This is a genomic window from Bradyrhizobium sp. USDA 4532, from assembly GCF_024171315.1.
Lineage (GTDB): Bacteria > Pseudomonadota > Alphaproteobacteria > Rhizobiales > Xanthobacteraceae > Bradyrhizobium > Bradyrhizobium australafricanum.
Map to the genome: position 1 here is coordinate 8180107 of NZ_JALJZN010000001.1, position 15940 is coordinate 8196046.

At 64.4% G+C, this 15940-nt stretch carries 18 protein-coding genes, 1 tRNA gene and 1 pseudogene; 15 read left to right on the forward strand and 5 right to left on the reverse strand.

Annotated elements, in window-relative coordinates:
* The first annotated feature begins 39 nt into the window (after positions 1-39).
* The 12 genes and pseudogenes from J2R76_RS37735 to J2R76_RS37790 all read left to right on the forward strand — a co-directional run bounded on the left by J2R76_RS37735 (position 40) and on the right by J2R76_RS37790 (position 9266).
* Positions 40-1014: a carbohydrate ABC transporter permease gene (locus J2R76_RS37735; RefSeq protein ID WP_229190524.1), complete on the forward strand. Its 975-nt coding sequence runs from the start codon at positions 40-42 to the stop codon at positions 1012-1014.
* Entirely contained in the window at positions 1011-1988 is a 978-nt protein-coding gene (locus tag J2R76_RS37740; protein ID WP_253625754.1) for a carbohydrate ABC transporter permease, read from the forward strand. The genes J2R76_RS37735 and J2R76_RS37740 overlap by 4 nt, the downstream gene beginning before the upstream one ends.
* Positions 1985-2203, forward strand: coding sequence for a hypothetical protein (locus J2R76_RS37745; protein ID WP_057021016.1), 219 nt, complete (start codon positions 1985-1987; stop codon positions 2201-2203). Before J2R76_RS37740 ends, J2R76_RS37745 begins: the two co-directional genes overlap by 4 nt.
* 4 nt (positions 2204-2207) lie before the next feature.
* Positions 2208-3269, forward strand: a pseudogene (locus J2R76_RS37750) (ABC transporter ATP-binding protein); the annotation flags it as partial.
* A 29-nt stretch (positions 3270-3298) separates the two neighbouring features.
* Positions 3299-4324: an ABC transporter ATP-binding protein gene (locus J2R76_RS37755; protein WP_229190523.1), complete on the forward strand. Its 1026-nt coding sequence runs from the start codon at positions 3299-3301 to the stop codon at positions 4322-4324.
* A gap of 21 nt (positions 4325-4345) precedes the next feature.
* Positions 4346-4969 (forward strand): dihydroxyacetone kinase subunit DhaL, encoded by a 624-nt coding sequence (gene dhaL, locus J2R76_RS37760; protein WP_057021013.1) that lies wholly within the window; start codon positions 4346-4348, stop codon positions 4967-4969.
* A complete protein-coding gene (gene dhaM / locus J2R76_RS37765; RefSeq protein WP_028163196.1) occupies positions 4966-5358 on the forward strand; it encodes a dihydroxyacetone kinase phosphoryl donor subunit DhaM in 393 nt (130 codons plus the stop codon). The genes dhaL and dhaM overlap by 4 nt, the downstream gene beginning before the upstream one ends.
* A 31-nt stretch (positions 5359-5389) precedes the next feature.
* A complete protein-coding gene (locus tag J2R76_RS37770; RefSeq protein ID WP_233475452.1) occupies positions 5390-5692 on the forward strand; it encodes an HPr family phosphocarrier protein in 303 nt (100 codons plus the stop codon).
* Between the two features lies 1 nt (position 5693).
* On the forward strand, positions 5694-7310 hold the full coding sequence (ptsP, locus tag J2R76_RS37775; protein WP_253626126.1) for a phosphoenolpyruvate--protein phosphotransferase: 1617 nt from the start codon (positions 5694-5696) through the stop codon (positions 7308-7310).
* Complete coding sequence (locus J2R76_RS37780; RefSeq protein WP_057021010.1) at positions 7303-7725, forward strand: hypothetical protein; 423 nt, start codon at positions 7303-7305, stop codon at positions 7723-7725. Before ptsP ends, J2R76_RS37780 begins: the two co-directional genes overlap by 8 nt.
* 37 nt (positions 7726-7762) lie before the next feature.
* A complete protein-coding gene (gene dhaK, locus J2R76_RS37785) occupies positions 7763-8746 on the forward strand; it encodes a dihydroxyacetone kinase subunit DhaK (protein ID WP_076823874.1) in 984 nt (327 codons plus the stop codon).
* Positions 8747-9080: 334 nt separating this feature from the next.
* Positions 9081-9266 (forward strand): hypothetical protein, encoded by a 186-nt coding sequence (locus J2R76_RS37790; protein ID WP_210262651.1) that lies wholly within the window; start codon positions 9081-9083, stop codon positions 9264-9266.
* A gap of 115 nt (positions 9267-9381) precedes the next feature.
* Here J2R76_RS37790 and J2R76_RS37795 read toward each other — a convergent pair whose 3' ends face one another.
* Both J2R76_RS37795 and J2R76_RS37800 read right to left on the reverse strand, forming a co-directional pair.
* A complete protein-coding gene (locus tag J2R76_RS37795; RefSeq protein ID WP_156436579.1) occupies positions 9382-9552 on the reverse strand; it encodes a hypothetical protein in 171 nt (56 codons plus the stop codon).
* A gap of 247 nt (positions 9553-9799) precedes the next feature.
* Complete coding sequence (locus J2R76_RS37800; RefSeq protein WP_092085983.1) at positions 9800-9991, reverse strand: hypothetical protein; 192 nt, start codon at positions 9989-9991, stop codon at positions 9800-9802.
* A gap of 158 nt (positions 9992-10149) precedes the next feature.
* Here J2R76_RS37800 and J2R76_RS37805 point away from each other — a divergent pair, with 158 nt between their 5' ends.
* The gene (locus tag J2R76_RS37805; protein WP_057021007.1) at positions 10150-10947 is read left to right on the forward strand and encodes a helix-turn-helix transcriptional regulator; all 798 of its coding nucleotides are present in this window, start codon (positions 10150-10152) and stop codon (positions 10945-10947) included.
* Positions 10948-10967: 20 nt separating this feature from the next.
* Here J2R76_RS37805 and J2R76_RS37810 read toward each other — a convergent pair.
* Together J2R76_RS37810 and J2R76_RS37815 are read right to left on the reverse strand one after the other, a co-directional pair.
* Positions 10968-11043 (reverse strand) — tRNA-Ile (locus J2R76_RS37810).
* 193 nt (positions 11044-11236) lie between these two features.
* Complete coding sequence (locus J2R76_RS37815; protein WP_057015085.1) at positions 11237-12205, reverse strand: tripartite tricarboxylate transporter substrate binding protein; 969 nt, start codon at positions 12203-12205, stop codon at positions 11237-11239.
* Positions 12206-12324: 119 nt separating this feature from the next.
* On the opposite strand from J2R76_RS37815, the gene J2R76_RS37820 reads away from it, so the two are divergent.
* Positions 12325-13293, forward strand: a complete 969-nt coding sequence (locus J2R76_RS37820; RefSeq protein ID WP_253625756.1) for a TAXI family TRAP transporter solute-binding subunit — start codon at positions 12325-12327, stop codon at positions 13291-13293.
* A gap of 126 nt (positions 13294-13419) precedes the next feature.
* Here the strand turns inward: J2R76_RS37820 and J2R76_RS37825 are convergent, their stop codons facing one another.
* Entirely contained in the window at positions 13420-14631 is a 1212-nt protein-coding gene (locus J2R76_RS37825) for an ABC transporter substrate-binding protein (protein WP_057014858.1), read from the reverse strand.
* A gap of 185 nt (positions 14632-14816) precedes the next feature.
* On the opposite strand from J2R76_RS37825, the gene J2R76_RS37830 reads away from it, so the two are divergent.
* Positions 14817-15938, forward strand: coding sequence for a molybdopterin-binding protein (locus J2R76_RS37830; RefSeq protein WP_253625757.1), 1122 nt, complete (start codon positions 14817-14819; stop codon positions 15936-15938).
* Positions 15939-15940: the final 2 nt, after the last annotated feature.

Here is a 15940-nt window from a genome sequence, read left to right on the forward strand (position 1 = left end):
GCTTCCCCGAGGTCAGCCTCGGGGAAGACGAACCAGCCGATGGACAAGATGACGACGATCCTGCAACCCGACCATGCTACGATCCCGGGCGTGAGCGAGCCCGCCAAATCCCGCGCCGCGCGCCGCAGCCATGGTCTGTCCGACCGGACCATCGCATGGCTGTTCGTCGCGCCGACGATTGCGCTGCTGCTCGCGATCAACATCTTTCCGCTGGTCTGGATGATCCGGCTGTCCTTCACCAGCCTCAACCTCAGCATGTCCTATCTGCCGCTGCGGTTTGTCGGGCTCGACAATTTCAGCGACATACTCAACGACGAGGACGTCTGGTTCCGGCTCCAGACCACCGCGCAATTCGTGATCTGCTCGGTCGCCTTGCAGGTCGTGGTCGGCTTTGGGCTCGCGCTTCTGATCAACCGTCAGTTCCGCGGCCACAGCTTCTGGACCACGATCATCCTGCTGCCGATGATGCTGTCGCCGGCGGTTGTCGGTAATTTCTGGACGCTGCTGCTGCAGCCGCAGATCGGCCCGTTCAACTATCTGATCAGCTTGTTCACCGGTGTGCCGCCGAGCTCTTTCAGCATGACAGGGCAGGTCGCGCTCGCGCCATGGACCATCGTGCTCGTCGACACCTGGATGTGGGCGCCCTACGTGATGCTGATCTGTCTCGCCGGGCTGCGCTCGATTCCGGATTACATCTACGAGGCGGCTGAGGTAGATCGTGCCTCGGCCTGGCGGCAGTTCTGGTCGATCACGCTGCCGATGACGGTGCCGTTCCTGATGCTGGCGGTGCTGTTTCGCGCGATCGAGAACTTTAAGATGTTCGACATGGTCAACCTGCTGACGTCCGGAGGACCAGGGTCGACCACCGAGCTCGTATCGATCACGCTGAAGCGTGCGGCATTCGAGAAGTGGCGCACCGGCTATTCGTCCGCGCTCGCCATCATCCTGTTCGTGACTGTGTTCGGGGCCGCCAACATCTACGTCAAAGCGCTCAATAAGGTGAAGCAACGATGACCGCTGCCGTAGCCAAATCGGTCCTGGCCAGATCCAGCGCACACTCGATCGTCGAGGCCTCGCCGCGCACCAAGGCATTCGCTGGTGCTCTCGTCATCCTCTATGCGTTGATCACGATCCTGCCGCTGGTCTGGATCGTTGCCACCGCCTTCAAGTCGCAAAGCGATGCGATCGCCTATCCGCCCAAGGTGATCTTCGAGCCGACACTCGAAGGATATGTCAACCTGTTCACGGTACGCACCCGCCAGACACCTGATTTCATCGCCAAGTTGCCGCCCCCGGGGACCTGGTATGACAAGCTGGTCCGCAAGCATGACATGGTCATTGCCGGACCGTCCAAAGTCGTCCCGCGCTTCGTCAACTCGCTGATCATCGGGTTCGGTTCGACTTTCCTCGCCGTCTTCCTCGGTACGCTCGCGGCCTACGCTTTCTCGCGCTTCCGCATTCCGTTGGCCGACGATCTCTTGTTCTTCATTCTGTCGACGCGGATGATGCCGCCGGTCGCGGTCGCGATCCCGATCTATCTGATGTACCGGCAGCTCAACCTGACCGACACCAGGCTCGGAATGATCCTGCTCTATACCGCCGTGAACGTCTCGCTCGCGGTCTGGCTGCTCAAGGGGTTCATCGACGAGATCCCACGCGAGTACGAGGAGGCGGCCCTCGTCGATGGCTACACGCGACTGCAGGCGCTGCGCAAGGTGGTGCTGCCGCAGGCCGTCACCGGAATTGCGGCGACCGCGATCTTCTGCCTGATCTTCTCCTGGAATGAATACGCCTTCGCGGTTCTGCTGACCAGCGGCGAGGCGCAGACCATGCCGCCCTTCATTCCTTTCATCATCGGTGAGGGCGGGCAGGACTGGCCGGCGGTTGCCGCCGCGACCACGCTGTTCGTCGTCCCGATCGTCATGTTCACCGTGCTGCTCCGCAAGCATCTGTTGCGCGGCATCACCTTCGGAGCGGTGCGCAAATGAGCGGTTCAGCTGTTGTTAAGGAGGCCAAGGGAACCAAGGGGACATTGCACCGCTTCTTCAGCCGCGGGCGCTGGGAGGCCGTTGCGATGACCCTGATCGGGGGCGGCATCTTCATGCTGGTGCAGCCCTTCTCGATCGATCTCTACAGCTATTCATTCGTGACGATTCTGGCCGGCACGGTAGGCTTCGTCGTCGTCAGCCACTTTCCGGAATAGGGACATGGCTCAGATCCGCATCGAAAATCTTCGCAAGTCGTTCGATCAGTTCACCGCAGTGGAAGGGTCGACCTTCACCATCGACGACGGCACTTTCTTCGCGTTGCTCGGCCCTTCCGGCTGCGGCAAGACCACCACCTTACGCATGATTGCTGGCCTCGAGCTGCCGACCGAGGGCAAGATCCTGCTCGACGGGGAGGACGTCACGTTCCACCGCGCCGCCGCCCGCGATATTGCGTTCGTGTTCCAGCTGTTCGCGCTCTATCCGCATATGAATGTCGGGCAGAATATCGGCTTCCCGCTGAAGTGCCAGGCCATGGCGCGGCACGAGATTCGCGAGCGGGTGCAGGAGACCGCGCGGATGCTGCGGATCGAGCATCTGCTGTCGAGCAAGACATCAAAGCTCTCGGGCGGCGACCGCCAGCGTGTCGCGCTCGGGCGAGCCATGGTGCGGCGCCCGAAGGCCTTCCTGATGGACGAGCCGCTGGGCGCGCTCGACGCCGAGTTTCGTCATCTGATGTGCGGCGAGCTGCGCGATTTGCACGATCGCATCAAGGCGACCACGGTCTATGTCACCCACGACCAGCTCGAAGCGATGTCGATGGCCGACCAGATTGCGATCATGAACAAGGGGCGCGTGGAACAGATCGGCACGCCGCAGGAGGTCTACGACCGGCCCGCCAGCATGTTCGTCGCCGACTTCATCGGCTCGCCTCCGATGAACTTCCTGCGCTTCGAGGGCGGCCTGCGATCTGGTGACCGGGCGATCAATTTTCACGACACCAGGCTCGTGGTGCCCGAGATCCGCGAGGACCGCCCCAGCGCTGCGCTGGCCCTCGGGATTCGTCCAGAACATATTCGATTCACCGACGCCGGATCCGTTCGCGGCGAGGTGTTCGGCGCGGAATATCTCGGCACGACGCAGATCGTCACGATCGACACGGCCTATGGACGGGTCGCGGCGCGGCTGCCGTCGAGCGCCTCGGTGCAGATCGGAGAGACCGTCGGCCTCGAATTCAACTCCGGTCGGCTCTCATTGTTCGATGCCGGCAGCGGCCTTGCAATCAGGACCGCCGGCGAGGAGGGGGGGGCGCCATGGTTGACGTCAGCTTACGCAACATCAGCAAGCGCTTCGGCGCGGTGGAGGCAGTGCGCGACCTCTCGCTGACCGTGAACGACGGTGAGTTCCTCGTCCTGCTCGGGCCGAGCGGTGCCGGCAAGACCACGACGCTGCGGCTGATCACCGGGCTCGAGAGCCCCGACGCCGGTTCGGTCATGATCGGCGGGCGCGATGTGACGCATGATCCGCCGGGTTCACGGGACATCGCATTCGTGTTCCAGCAATATTCGCTGTATCCGCATCTGTCGGTCTATGACAACCTCGCGTTCCCGCTGCGCTCTCCTGCGCGGCGCGTGCCGGAGCCACAGATCCGCAAGCGTGTCGAGCAGACCGCGGAGCTCCTGCACATCGCCAGCAAGCTGAATAATCGTGCCACCCGCCTGTCGGGAGGTGAGATGCAGCGGGTCGCGATCGGCCGTGCGCTGGTGCGCGATCCCTCGATCTATCTGATGGACGAGCCGCTGTCGTCGCTGGATGCAAAGCTCCGCGCCGAGCTTCGCCTCGAGCTGAAGCGGATCCAGCTCGAGCTCGGCGCGACCATCCTGTATGTGACCCACGATCAGGTCGAAGCCATGACGATGGCATCGAGGATCGGCGTGATCAAGGACGGCCGGCTGCTTCAGCTCGGCACGCCGAGGGAGATCTACGAAAATCCATCCAGCAGCTATGTCGCGTCGCGGCTCGGGACGCCGCAGATCAATTTCCTGCCCGCACGGCTGCTGTCCGATGTGGCGATACCGCCGGAAACGGAGACGGTCGGCATCCGCACCGAGCACCTTCAGATCGCCGCGCGCAACGGCGGGCAGATGGTCGGTCGGGTGCATCGCGTCGAGCATCTCGGCGAGCAGAATCACGTTCACCTCGACTATAAGGGCGAAACGCTGGTGACGCTGGCGGATCCGCACCAACCGCTGCGGGCCGGCCAGGAGGTTGAATTGCAACTGGTGCGTCCGCTGTGTTTCGACCGGGCTGGGCAACGCATCGGCGCGATGGTCCAATAGGGGAGCGAGAGCTTCAGATAGATGTCTGTGCAACCGGAGACATTCAAGTCGCTGCTCAAGGCGGCCGCCGAGCAGGTCATCGCCAGCGCGCCGGAGCTCACGAGCCTGGACCAGGCGATCGGCGACGGCGACCACGGGACCAACATGAAGCGCGGCTTCGAAGCCGTGCTCGGCAAGCTCGATGCCATCTCGGCGCAGCCGCTCAACGAGGCATTCAAGGCGATTGGCAAGACCCTTGTCATGACGGTCGGCGGTGCCTCCGGCCCGCTTTATGGCAGTTTCTTTCTCGCCGCGGGCGAGGCGCTGTCGCAAGACAAACACCTGCCCGACGATCTCGCCGACGTGTTCGGTAGCGGAGTGGACGCGGTGAGCGCGCGCGGCCGCTCGCAGGCCGGCGAGAAGACGATGCTCGATGTGCTCGTTCCGGTGCTGGAGACACTGAAAGCGGGCGCCGGCCAGCCCGATCTGATCGAGCGGGTGCGCATCACCGCGGCTGAAGCGGTTGAGCGCACAGTGCCGATGCAAGCCACCAAGGGCCGGGCGTCGTTCCTCGGTGCGCGCAGCGTCGGTCATGTCGATCCGGGGGCACGATCGAGCTGCGTTCTGCTGCACGCTGTGTGCGCTGGCCTGGAGGCGCGGCAATGACCGATACCGTAGGGATCGTGATCGTCTCGCATTCCCGGGATATCGCCAAGGGAACCGCGGACATGGTGCGGCAGATGGTCGGCAGCGAGGTCAAGGTCGCCTTCTGCGGCGGCAATCCCGATGGTGGTCTCGGCACCAGCGTGCCGCTGATCATCGACGCCATCAACGATGCCTGGTCGTCAAAAGGCGTTGCTGTGCTTGTCGACCTCGGCGGCGCCGAGACGAACAGCGAAATGGCGGTCGAAATGCTGGAGCCGGCGCGGCGTGATCTCGTTGTCGTCTGCAACGCCCCGATCGTCGAGGGCGCCGTCATGGCGGCGACCGAAGCTGCGGGCGGCAGCTCGCTGGCCCAGGTCAGGGCCGTGGCCGAGGAACTCTCTGCCGACTGAGCCGGCGGGGAAGCGATGATGGATGATGAGCATGCTTGATAAAGCGGACGAACAGATCTTCACCGGCAGTGTGCGGTTGGTGCATGCGGTTGGCATGCACGCGCGCCCCGCGGTCAAGCTGACCAAGCTCGCCAAGAAGTTCCAGGCTCAGATCTCGGTGCGGGTCGCGGGCGCGCCTGAATGGATCAATGCCAAGAGCGTGGCCAAGATCATGGCAATGCGCGCGGCACATGGCAGCACGATCGAGATCAAGGCCTCCGGTAGCGATGCCGAGGCCGCGGTCGCGACGCTGGTCGATCTGATCGCAAGCGATTTTCCGGATGGAGCACCATAGCATGCAGGGCGGCGCTGCAGGTCTGGCCTACCGCGGCAGGACCGCCTCGATCGGCTTTGCCCATGGCCCGTTTGTCCGTGTCGATGCGGGCGCGGCCGGCGAGCGCGTGGCCGGCACGTTGGTCGAGGAGGCGCTCGCCTTGCGCAAGGCGATCGATCTCGCAAGCGGGCAGATCGCCGATCTTGCCGCCAGCGCCGGCGGTGAAGCCGCGCAGATCCTCGAGTTCCAGGTCGCATTGCTGGAGGATGAGGACCTGATCGAGGCGATCTTCGCGTCGATCGGCGAGGGGCATCCGGCCGACGTCGCATGGCGTTCGACGCTCGACGAACAGATCGCGGAGTATAATTCGGCGGCGGATGAGTATCTGCAGGCCCGCTCGTCGGATCTTGCGGATTTGCGCGACCGCGTGGTCCACATTCTGCGTGGCGACCAGGGGCAGCCGCTGAAGATCCCGAACGGGGGCGTGGTCTGCGCCGACGATCTGCCGCCATCGCGATTCCTCGAGATTGACTGGTCCGGCGGCGGCGGCCTGGCGCTGTTGCGCGGCAGCCCGACCAGCCATGTCGCGATGCTGGCGCGCGCGCGCGGCATCCCGATGGTGGTGCAGCTCGGTTCAATTCCAGACATCGGCACCAGGGCGTTGCTCGACGGCGAAGGCGCGACGCTGGAGCTCGATCCCAATGCCGAACAGGTCCGTACTTTCGAGAAGCGGCGCGACAACCATCTCAAGAGCAGGGCATCCGCGCGAGCGATCCTGCGGCGGCCGACAGCCTCCTGGCGCGGCGAGCGGATCAAGCTCTTCATCAACATCCAGCGCGTCGAGGATCTCGAGCATGCCGACGCGCAATATGCCGACGGCATCGGCCTGATGCGGACTGAATTCCTGCTCGCCGGCCGGAGCGTGCCGGACGAGGAGACCCAATTCCAGGCCTATGACGCGATATTGCGCTGGGCTGGCCAGCGGCCCGTCACCATCCGCACGTTCGATGCGGGCGGCGACAAGCCGGTGCCCGGGTTCACGCTGGATGGCGAGGCCAATCCGTTTCTCGGCGTGCGCGGCTTGCGGCTTTGCCTGGCCCGGCCCGAGATCTTTGCGGTCCAGCTCCGCGCGCTGGCGCGGGCCGCGGTGCGCGGCAATCTCAAGGTCATGTTCCCGATGGTCACCTCGGCGGACGAGCTCGAGGCGGGACGGAAGCTGTTCGCCGATGCCGTGCAGCGCTTGCAGGCGGACGGCATTGCCGCAATGCTTCCCGATCTGGGAATCATGGTTGAAGTCCCGGCGGCGGCCCTTGCGGTATCTAGCTTCAAGGCCGCCTTCTTCTCGATCGGCTCGAACGATCTCGCGCAATATGTCCTGGCCTGCGATCGTTCCAACGGAGCTCTCGCCCCCTTGATGGACCCTCTGCATCCCGCAGTGCTCGAACTGATCGCGCGGACCGCGGAGCACGGCCGCCGCGCCGGCATCAGTGTCAGCCTCTGCGGCGACATGGCCGGTGATCAGCGCTGCCTGCCCGCCTTGCTGAATTGCGGACTGCGCGAATTGTCCGTGAACGCCTCGGCGCTGGCGCAGATCAAGCACACCATTGACCGGCTGAGCAGCGGAGGCAGCGTTGGCTGACACGGCGGCCGATGAAGCGCCCGAAGCGGGCGCGGTTGCGGTCTACAAGCGCATCTTCAAGGAAGTCCTTGAGAGCCGCCCGTCCGGCATGCGGCTTCGACTGGCCCATGCCATGGGCAAGAACCGCAGCTTCGTCAGCCAGATCAGCAATCCCGCATATCCGGTGCCGATCCCGGTGCAGCATCTCAACACGATCTTCGATGTCTGCCACTTCCCGCCACAGGCGAAGGCAGCCTTCCTTCGCGCCTATGCGCGCGCACATCCGCGCCGCGTCGGCCGGTTGAGCGAAGGCTCGCACGAGCGGACGCTGACGCTGCATCTGCCGGACCTCGGCAGCACCAAGCGCAACGCCGAGCTTGACACGCTGCTCCAGGAGTTCACGCGGCGACTGATTGACATCATGCGGGAAAAATAGGCGAGAAACGCCAAACGGACCAAGCGGGGAGGACACCATGAAGAAGTTCATCAATTCGGTCGACAACGTGCTCGGCGAAAGCCTCGACGGTTTCGCGGCCGCGCACGCCGATCTGGTTGTGCTGGGCGCCGAGCGCAAATTCGTCCGCCGCCGCGAGCTGAACTCGAAGAAAGTTGCGCTGGTCTCGGGCGGCGGCAGCGGGCACGAGCCGCTGCATGCGGGCTTCGTCGGTTACGGCATGCTGGATGCCGCCTGTCCCGGCCAGGTGTTCACTTCGCCGACGCCGGACCAGATCGTCGAGGCCGCACAGGCGGTCGCGGGCGATGCCGGCGTCCTGTTCATCGTCAAGAACTATGCCGGCGACCGCATGAACTTCGAGATGGCAGCCGAGATCGCCGAGGGTCGCATCGCCACCATCGTGACCGATGACGATGTCGCGGTCGAGAAGTCGACCTACAGCGCCGGGCGGCGCGGCGTCGCCGGCACCCTGATCGTCGAGAAGATCGTCGGCGCCGCGGCCGAGAAGGGCGCCGATCTCAAGACCTGCGTGGCGCTCGGCGAGCGCATCAACGCACAGACGCGCTCGATGGGCGTTGCGCTGACCAGCTGCACCGTCCCGGCTGCGGGCACGCCGACCTTTGCACTTGCCGAAGACGAGATGGAGATGGGGGTCGGCATTCACGGCGAGCCGGGCCGCCGCCGCGTCAAGCTTGCGGAGGCCGATGCGATCGCATCGGAGATGACGGCAGCGATCGCCGGCGATCTCGCGGCGCCCGCGGGCTCCGAGGCCCTGCTGCTCGTCAACGGCTTCGGCGGCACGCCGACGATCGAGCTCTATCTGATGTACAACGCGACGCGCCGGATGCTCGAGGAGCGGGGCCTGCGCATCGCCCGTTCGCTGGTCGGCAGCTATGTCACATCGCTGGACATGGCGGGTTGCTCGCTCACCGTAAGCCTGCTCGACAGCGAGACCACCGGGCTCTGGGATCATCCCGTGCGTACGGCCGCATTGAAATGGTGACTGCCGTGGTGGGCGGCCGCTGATTTTCAGATTGCGCCCCGATCGACGATGGGCCGGGGTCTCAGGCATGCACCGGAAGTCTGCCGGTTCACCCTCCCTGAAACTTGCCGTGTCCTTCGGGCGCGGCATCTTTTTTGCGTGGAGGAGACGAGGGCTTCGGCGATCGTGAGTGCCAAGCCATTGATTTATTGCTGGGCCCGGCAGGACTCGAACCTGCAACCATGAACGGGCATAGCGGTTCGGTTGTGAATTCGCTCTTGGATGCTTGCTCCACAATTCGCCTGATGCGGAGCATTTGGACTGTTCGGACGGCGTTAAGAGGCAGCAGAACCGAGTGAAGGATGAGGATTGGATACAAGCCGTCGAAGAACGCGTATGCGATGAACGCGACATTGCTCAAGATGGCCGTGATCCTGAGCTGGAGCATCGTCCTCATGCAAAACGTGGCGAAGACGAGAAGAGATGCGAGATAGCCGGCGGCTTCAACCCAGGATTTCGAGCCGCAAAGCAAAACGTCTGAGCAGCGCATTTCCGCGTCCTTCTATGAACTTGACCCTGAAGAGCGCGACGAGCCCTGCACATGTGGCTCAACGGGCTTGGATACCGAAGCAAGCGCAAAATCAGATGCTGATCGGCTAGAAGAATCCGGCACTAAGATCCAGCCCATAAGTCATCGACAGCAGCCACACCAAGAGGGCGGCTCCACAGAACAACGCGGTCTGCTTGAGGACGTTTGCCTGCAATGACGATGCGGGGAATACCCGGACAAAAGCGTTAGCAATCGCAGCAGTTGCAGCGGCGCGCATGATGATCTCCAGGAGTTGGTTAATGACTGGGCGTCAGCGAGCGTCGTGCTTCACGCACGAGCCCGCGATTCGGCTCTCGGCGACGGGGGGCTTCTTCGATCTCCCAGAATGCCCAGACAAAGCAGGGCCCAAGGCAAACCGAAATCAGCATGAGCAAAGATGCCTGATCGTGAACGGTCTGGATCCACAATTTCCAATGCAAATGAAATCTCGGCTCCAGGCAAATGGTGCGCCAACAGCGCCTCGATCAGGGAATGTTGATCGCCGGCAGCGGGCCAGTGGGGCGGATCAACGCTTTAGCAGGTTGCTCCTGCGTGAAGGCCGCGAGTGCAATCAAAACGGCGCATAATAGGGCGATGAAAAAGCCGAGACGCCACCGCCGCTCCGTCCGGTCGTCGTCGGGCGTGTCAAGCCGGCGCGCGCCCGTTGCTGTGCGCATCGTTAATCTCCGAATATCGTGACGGTGAGAAGGCCAGTCTTCCCAACACCCGCACTGAATATCTCGCCAGTTGATGCGTCTGGGAACTACCTAGAAAGGTGGTCCGGTGTCTCCTATGCTCGAAGGTCGGTGATCTGCGCACTCGTTTCGGGGGGGACATGTATCTATCCACGGATTCCACCAATCCGCAGAATCAAGATGTCTATGCACTCTGGGATCGGTTGGCCGAGTTTTCCGTCGGCGACGGCGACGCCGCACTGACACATCTGCTAGCCGCACTGCGTACCATGTTGTCGGCACGCAATGTGCTATGGGGTGTGGTCGTGCGATTGCCGTCGCCGAAGCGGGCCGATCCCTTGCTCGGTTGGCGTCCGCGCCTCGTCCGGGTGCTGGACCCGATACCGGCGGTGGCAGCATCCGTGCAGAAGCAGTTCGATACGCTCTGGTCCCGCGACGTCGACCTGTCTCAGATCCTTTCCATGTCGGGAGATGAGCCGTTCCGGGTCCGCCTGCTGTTCGAAGCGCTGCCGCCGGAATGGTTCGAGGGCGAGCACTATCGGCGGCACTATCTGGACGTCGGATTCGCCGACAGCATCTCCGTGCGCATTGCGCTCAACGACGACGTGAGGATTCGCCTGTTCGTATTTCGCGATGCGGAGGCCCCTCGCTTCTCGGCACAGGACGGCCAGCGTCTGGGCTTCGTGATGCGCGGGTTGAGATGGTTTCACCGTCAGCAACTGCTCAGCCACGGCCTGCTCATCGCCAATGCACCCCTGACACCTGCTGAACGCAGGGTGTTGCTCGCACTGCTCGACGGGCACACGGAAAAGCAGATCGCGCAGAGGCTTGACCAAAGTCCGAACACCACGCATTTCCACGTCAAGTCGATCTACGCCAAGTTCGGCGTGCGTAATCGCTCGGCGCTCACCGCGCTGTGGCTCGGCAAGCTGCGATAACGAACTTACAGTTGATTTGCTGGTGGGCCCGGCAGGACTCGAACCTGCAACCAGACCGTTATGAGCGGCCGGCTCTAACCATTGAGCTACAGGCCCCGCCGCCTTGCGGGCCGCGGGGCGCGGCCGGCAACGGTGCGGGCTCCGTTTACAGGCTGACTGCGGTTTCGGCAATGCCGCCCCCACGTCCCTGCCATCGCCGCCGGGCCAGCCACGTCTCGCGGCTGGCATCACTGGAACAGCGGCCGGCAGCCATCCTGCCTGGCCCTCCGTTTCCCTGGCGACCGGCGCCTCAATCCACCGAGACGCCGGCAAACTCGACGACTTTGCGCCATTTCTCGGTCTCGTCGGCCACCAGCTTGCCGAATTCGGCCGGGGCCATCGGCTTCGGGATGCCGCCGACCTCGGCGAGGCGCGCCACGAGCTTGGGGTCCTTCAGCGCTTCGCCGACCGCCTTGTTGAGCGCATCGACGATCTCGGGCGGGGTGCCCTTCGGCGCCGAGATGCCGTAGAAGCCGACCGCCTCGAATCCCGGCACGGTCTCGGCGATCGCCGGCACGTCGGGCACGCTCGCCCAGCGTTTCGGCGAGGTGACGCCGAGCGCGCGGACGTTGCCGCCGCGGGCCTGCTCCAGCGCCGACGGCAGATTGTCGAAGATCAGCTGCACCTTGTTGGAGATGATGTCGGGGAAGGCGATCGCGGATCCCCGATACGGCACATGCAGCATGTCGCACTTGGTCATCGCCTTGAACAACTCGGCCGACATGTGCACCGAGGTGCCGTTGCCCGAAGAGGCATAGGAGATCTTGCCCGGATTGGCCTTGCAGTAGTCGATGAACTCCTGGACGGTCTTCACCGGCATCGCGTTCGAGACCACCAGCATGTTGGTGAGCTGCATGATGCTCGCGACCGGGGTGGTATCGCGCAGGAAGTCGAACGGCAGCTTCTTGTAGAGCGAGGTCGAGATCGCATTGTTGGGCGCGACGAACAACAGCGTATAGCCGTCAGCCGGCGAGTTGATAGCGGCCGCGGCGGCGATGTTGCCGCCCGATCCGGTGCGATTCTCGACGATGAATTGCTGGCCGAAATGATCCGACAGCCACTGGCTCATGATGCGGGCGACGATGTCGACCGGACCGCCGGCGGCAAACCCGATCACCCAGCGCACCGGGCGGTTCGGATAGTCGGATGCGGATGAGGGGGCAATCGAGGCGAGGCAGCAAATCAAACCAAGCAAGGCGACACGCGCGAACTGGATCATCGTCTCTCCCGTCATTTTCTTGTGACTGTTGCCGGCATGGTTTCACAAAACGCTGGCTTTGCCTACGACGTCGCCCGTGCGACGATAGTCGGGTTCGTGTGGAATGCTTGAGGCTCGGGATGAAATTCGCTGTTATGATGTGCGCCGGCGCGCTGCTGCTCGCGGACGGGGCGGCGGCGCAAGAGGGGAGCAAGACCATTACCAAGACCACGATCAGTTTCGCCACGGCGACGCCGGGTGGCGGCTTTCCGCTCTATGGCAATGCCTTCGCCGAGGTGATGAATGCGGCCGACCCGACGCTGTCGATCGAGCCGCGCAACACCAAGGGCTCCAATGAGAACATCCCGCTGCTCGAGGCCGGCAACGTCGATATCGCGACCGTGGCGGGCGAGCCGTCCTATGAAGCCTTCATGGGCATCGGCCGGCCGAAGGCCACGAAGCTGAAGATCCTCACCGCGATGTATTCGAGCCCGGGCATGTTCGTGGTGCGCGCGGACAGTCCCTACAAGACTATCCAGGACCTGGTCGGCCAGCCCGTCGCGTTCGGCGCCAAGGGCTCCGGCCTGCCGATCCTGTCGCGCTACATCCTCGACGGCATCGGGCTGAAGCAGGACGAGGACTTCAAGTCGATCTATCTCGATCGCGCCGGCGACGGGCCCGCGATGGTTGAGGATGGCCGCGCCGCCGCACTGTGGGGCGCCGGCATCGGCTGGCCCGGCTTCACCAAGATGGCCGAGAGCGCCACCGGCGCGCGCTTCATCGCGCCGACCACGGACGAGATCGCCCGCATCCGCGCCAAGCACACGTTCCTCAAGCCGCTGACGATCCCCGCCGGCAGCTATCCGAAGCAGACCGCGGCAATCTCTTCGGTCGGCTCCTGGAGCTACATCCTGGTGCGCGAGACCTTGCCCGACGACGTCGCCTACCGGCTGGCGAAAACGCTGCACGGCATCGAAGCGACCTTCTGCACGAAGCTCGCCCAGGCGTGCGAGACCACGGCGGCGAACACGCTCGCCGCCGCGCCTGATACCAACCTGATCCACCCCGGCGTGCTCAGATATTTCCGCGAGATCGGGGCGGCGAAATGACTTCTGCATGGACGCGCTATCGCGTCTATGCAGAGGTCATTCCGGGGCGCGCGAAGCGCGAACCCGGAATCTCGAGATTCCGGGTTCGATGCTGACGCATCGCCCCGGAATGACGACCTTCGGTCGTCATTTCTTCGCCATCGCGCAGGCCGGGTCCGGCGGCCCGAACGCGTCCTCGCCGGAGATCTTGGCCAGGATCTTGTAGTAGTCCCACGGATATTTCGACTCGGCCGGGGTCTTGACCTGCACCAGCCAGAGATCGTGCACCATCAGATTGTCCTCGCGCAGCTTGCCGTTGCGGGCGAAGAAGTCCTCGACCGGCTTCTCGCGCATCTTGGCCGCGACCTTGAGCGGATCGTCGGTGCCGGCATCCTTGATCGCGTTCAGATAGGCGGTCACGGAGGAGTAGACGCCGGCCTGCCACATCGTCGGCATCCGGTTCATCTTGGCGAAATAGCGCTTCGACCACTCGCGGGTCTTGTCGTCCATGTCCCAGTAGAACGAGGTGGTCAGCAGCAGGCCCTGCGCGGCCGACAGCCCGATCGAGTGGATGTCGGTGATCAGCGCCAGCAGCGCCGCCATCTGCTGCCCGCCAGCGAAGACGCCGAACTCGGCGGCGGTCTTGATCTCGTTGGTGTTGTTGGGCGGTCCGCCGGCAATGCCGATGATCTTGGCCTTCGAGGCCTGCGCCTGCAGGATGAAGGACGACAGATCGGGCGTCGCAAACGGCGGCCGCACCGCGCCGAGCACCTTGCCGCCGTTCTTGGTCACGATCGCGGAGGCGTCCTTCTCCAGCGAGTGACCGAACGCATAATCGTCGGTGATGAAGAACCAGCTGTCGCCGCCGCGCTTCACCACCTCCTGCGCGGTGCCGACCGCGAGCGCCCTGGTGTCGAATACCCACTGTATCGCGTAGGGCGAGCAGAACTTGCCGTGGAAATCGGTCGCGCCGGTCGAATGCGTGATGAAAAGCTTCTTCTTCTCGTTGGCCATGTTCTGCACCGCGAGCCCGACCGCCGAGACCGGCACGTCGACGATGAGGTCGACCTGATCGACGTCATACCAGCGTCGCGCGATGGTCGCGCCGATATCCGGCTTGAGCTGGTGATCGCCGACGATCACCGAGATTGGCTTGCCGAGCACCTTGCCGCCGAAATCGTCGACGGCCATCTGCGCGGCGGTGACCGAGCCCTGGCCGGTCGGCGTCGAGGCGGGGCCGTTCATGTCGGTCAGCACGCCGATCTTGACGATGTCGTCGGATACCTGCGCCGATACGCTCGGGGAGGCCAGCAGCGCGGCTGCGAGCGTCCCGAACATGGCTAGTCTGGTGGCCTTCATTCTGTCTCCCTCCTGAATTGGCGCATTGGCCATTATTGGTTGTGCCGGGCCTTCGGGGACCCGGTCATATTGGTTTCTTTTGCAACTATATTGGGGACCGCGTCAACGCGCCATCGGTCTAATGACGCGGCCCCGGTGCGGCGAGAGACAGTTTCTTTCGGGGCCGATTCAGTCCATAGCGGGCCATGGTCACCGCCCAGCGCCTTCCGCCTTCGCTCACCCCGCTCGTTGCGGCACTGGCTGCCGTGCTGCGCGACGTCGGGCCGGTCCAGCCGATCGCGTTGCCGCCGGCCGACGCCTTGCGCTGCATTGCGGCCGAGATGCCGGCCTTGCGCGCCTATCCGCCGCGCGATGTCGCGGTCAGCGACGGGTGGGCGATGCGCGCCAATGACCTGGTCGGCGCGTCGTCCTATGCGCCCTTGCCGCTGGCCGAACCTCCGGTCTGGGTGGCGGCAGGCGCTGCGATGCCTGATGGCACCGACTGCGTGGTCGATGCCGATGCCGTCGATACCTCCGGTCCGCTTGCGCAGGTGCTCGCCGAAGCAATCCCGGGGCAGGGCGTCAGGCGTGCCGGCAGCGACATCGCCGTTGGGCGCACCGTGATCGCAGCAGGGGAGCCGCTGCTGCCGCGCGGCCTGCTGCTCGCGCGCGCGGCCGGACTGCAGATGTTGCGCGTGCGACGGCCGCGGCTTCGCATCGTCAACGTCGCCAATGGCGGCCTGACCGCACAACTGATCGCTGACACCGCGCGCCTCGCGGGCGCTGAGGTCGTCGGCATCGAGGCCGCACCCGATGTGACGGCGATTGCAAACGCACTCGAACCGGACGGCTGCGATTTGATGATCACGATCGGCGGCACCGGCGTTGGTCACACCGATGCGACAGTGAATGCGCTGGCAACGCGTGGCGCACTGATCGCGCACGGGATCGCGCTGCAGCCTGGGCGCACCGCAGCGGTCGGTCGGATCGATGCATCGCCGGTCGTCGCCTTGCCGGGCGCGCCGGATCAGGCTTTCGCGGCCTGGTGGGCGATTGCGCTTCCCCTGCTCGACCGCCTGTCGGGCCGGCGCGCGCGCAAAACGCTGGCGCTGCCGCTGGAACGCAAGATCGCCTCCGGCGTCGGCGTTGCCGAGGTCGTGCTGCTGATACGCGAGCAAGGTACTCAACAGGATTCCTGGGCGGCACTTGCCATCGGCGACCTGTCGCTCGATGCCGTCGCGCGCGCCGAAGCCCTGCTGATCGTGCCTGGCGATGCCGAGGGCTTTGGTGCGGGCACGGTGGTCGATGCCTATATGTTGCGGGAGTGAGT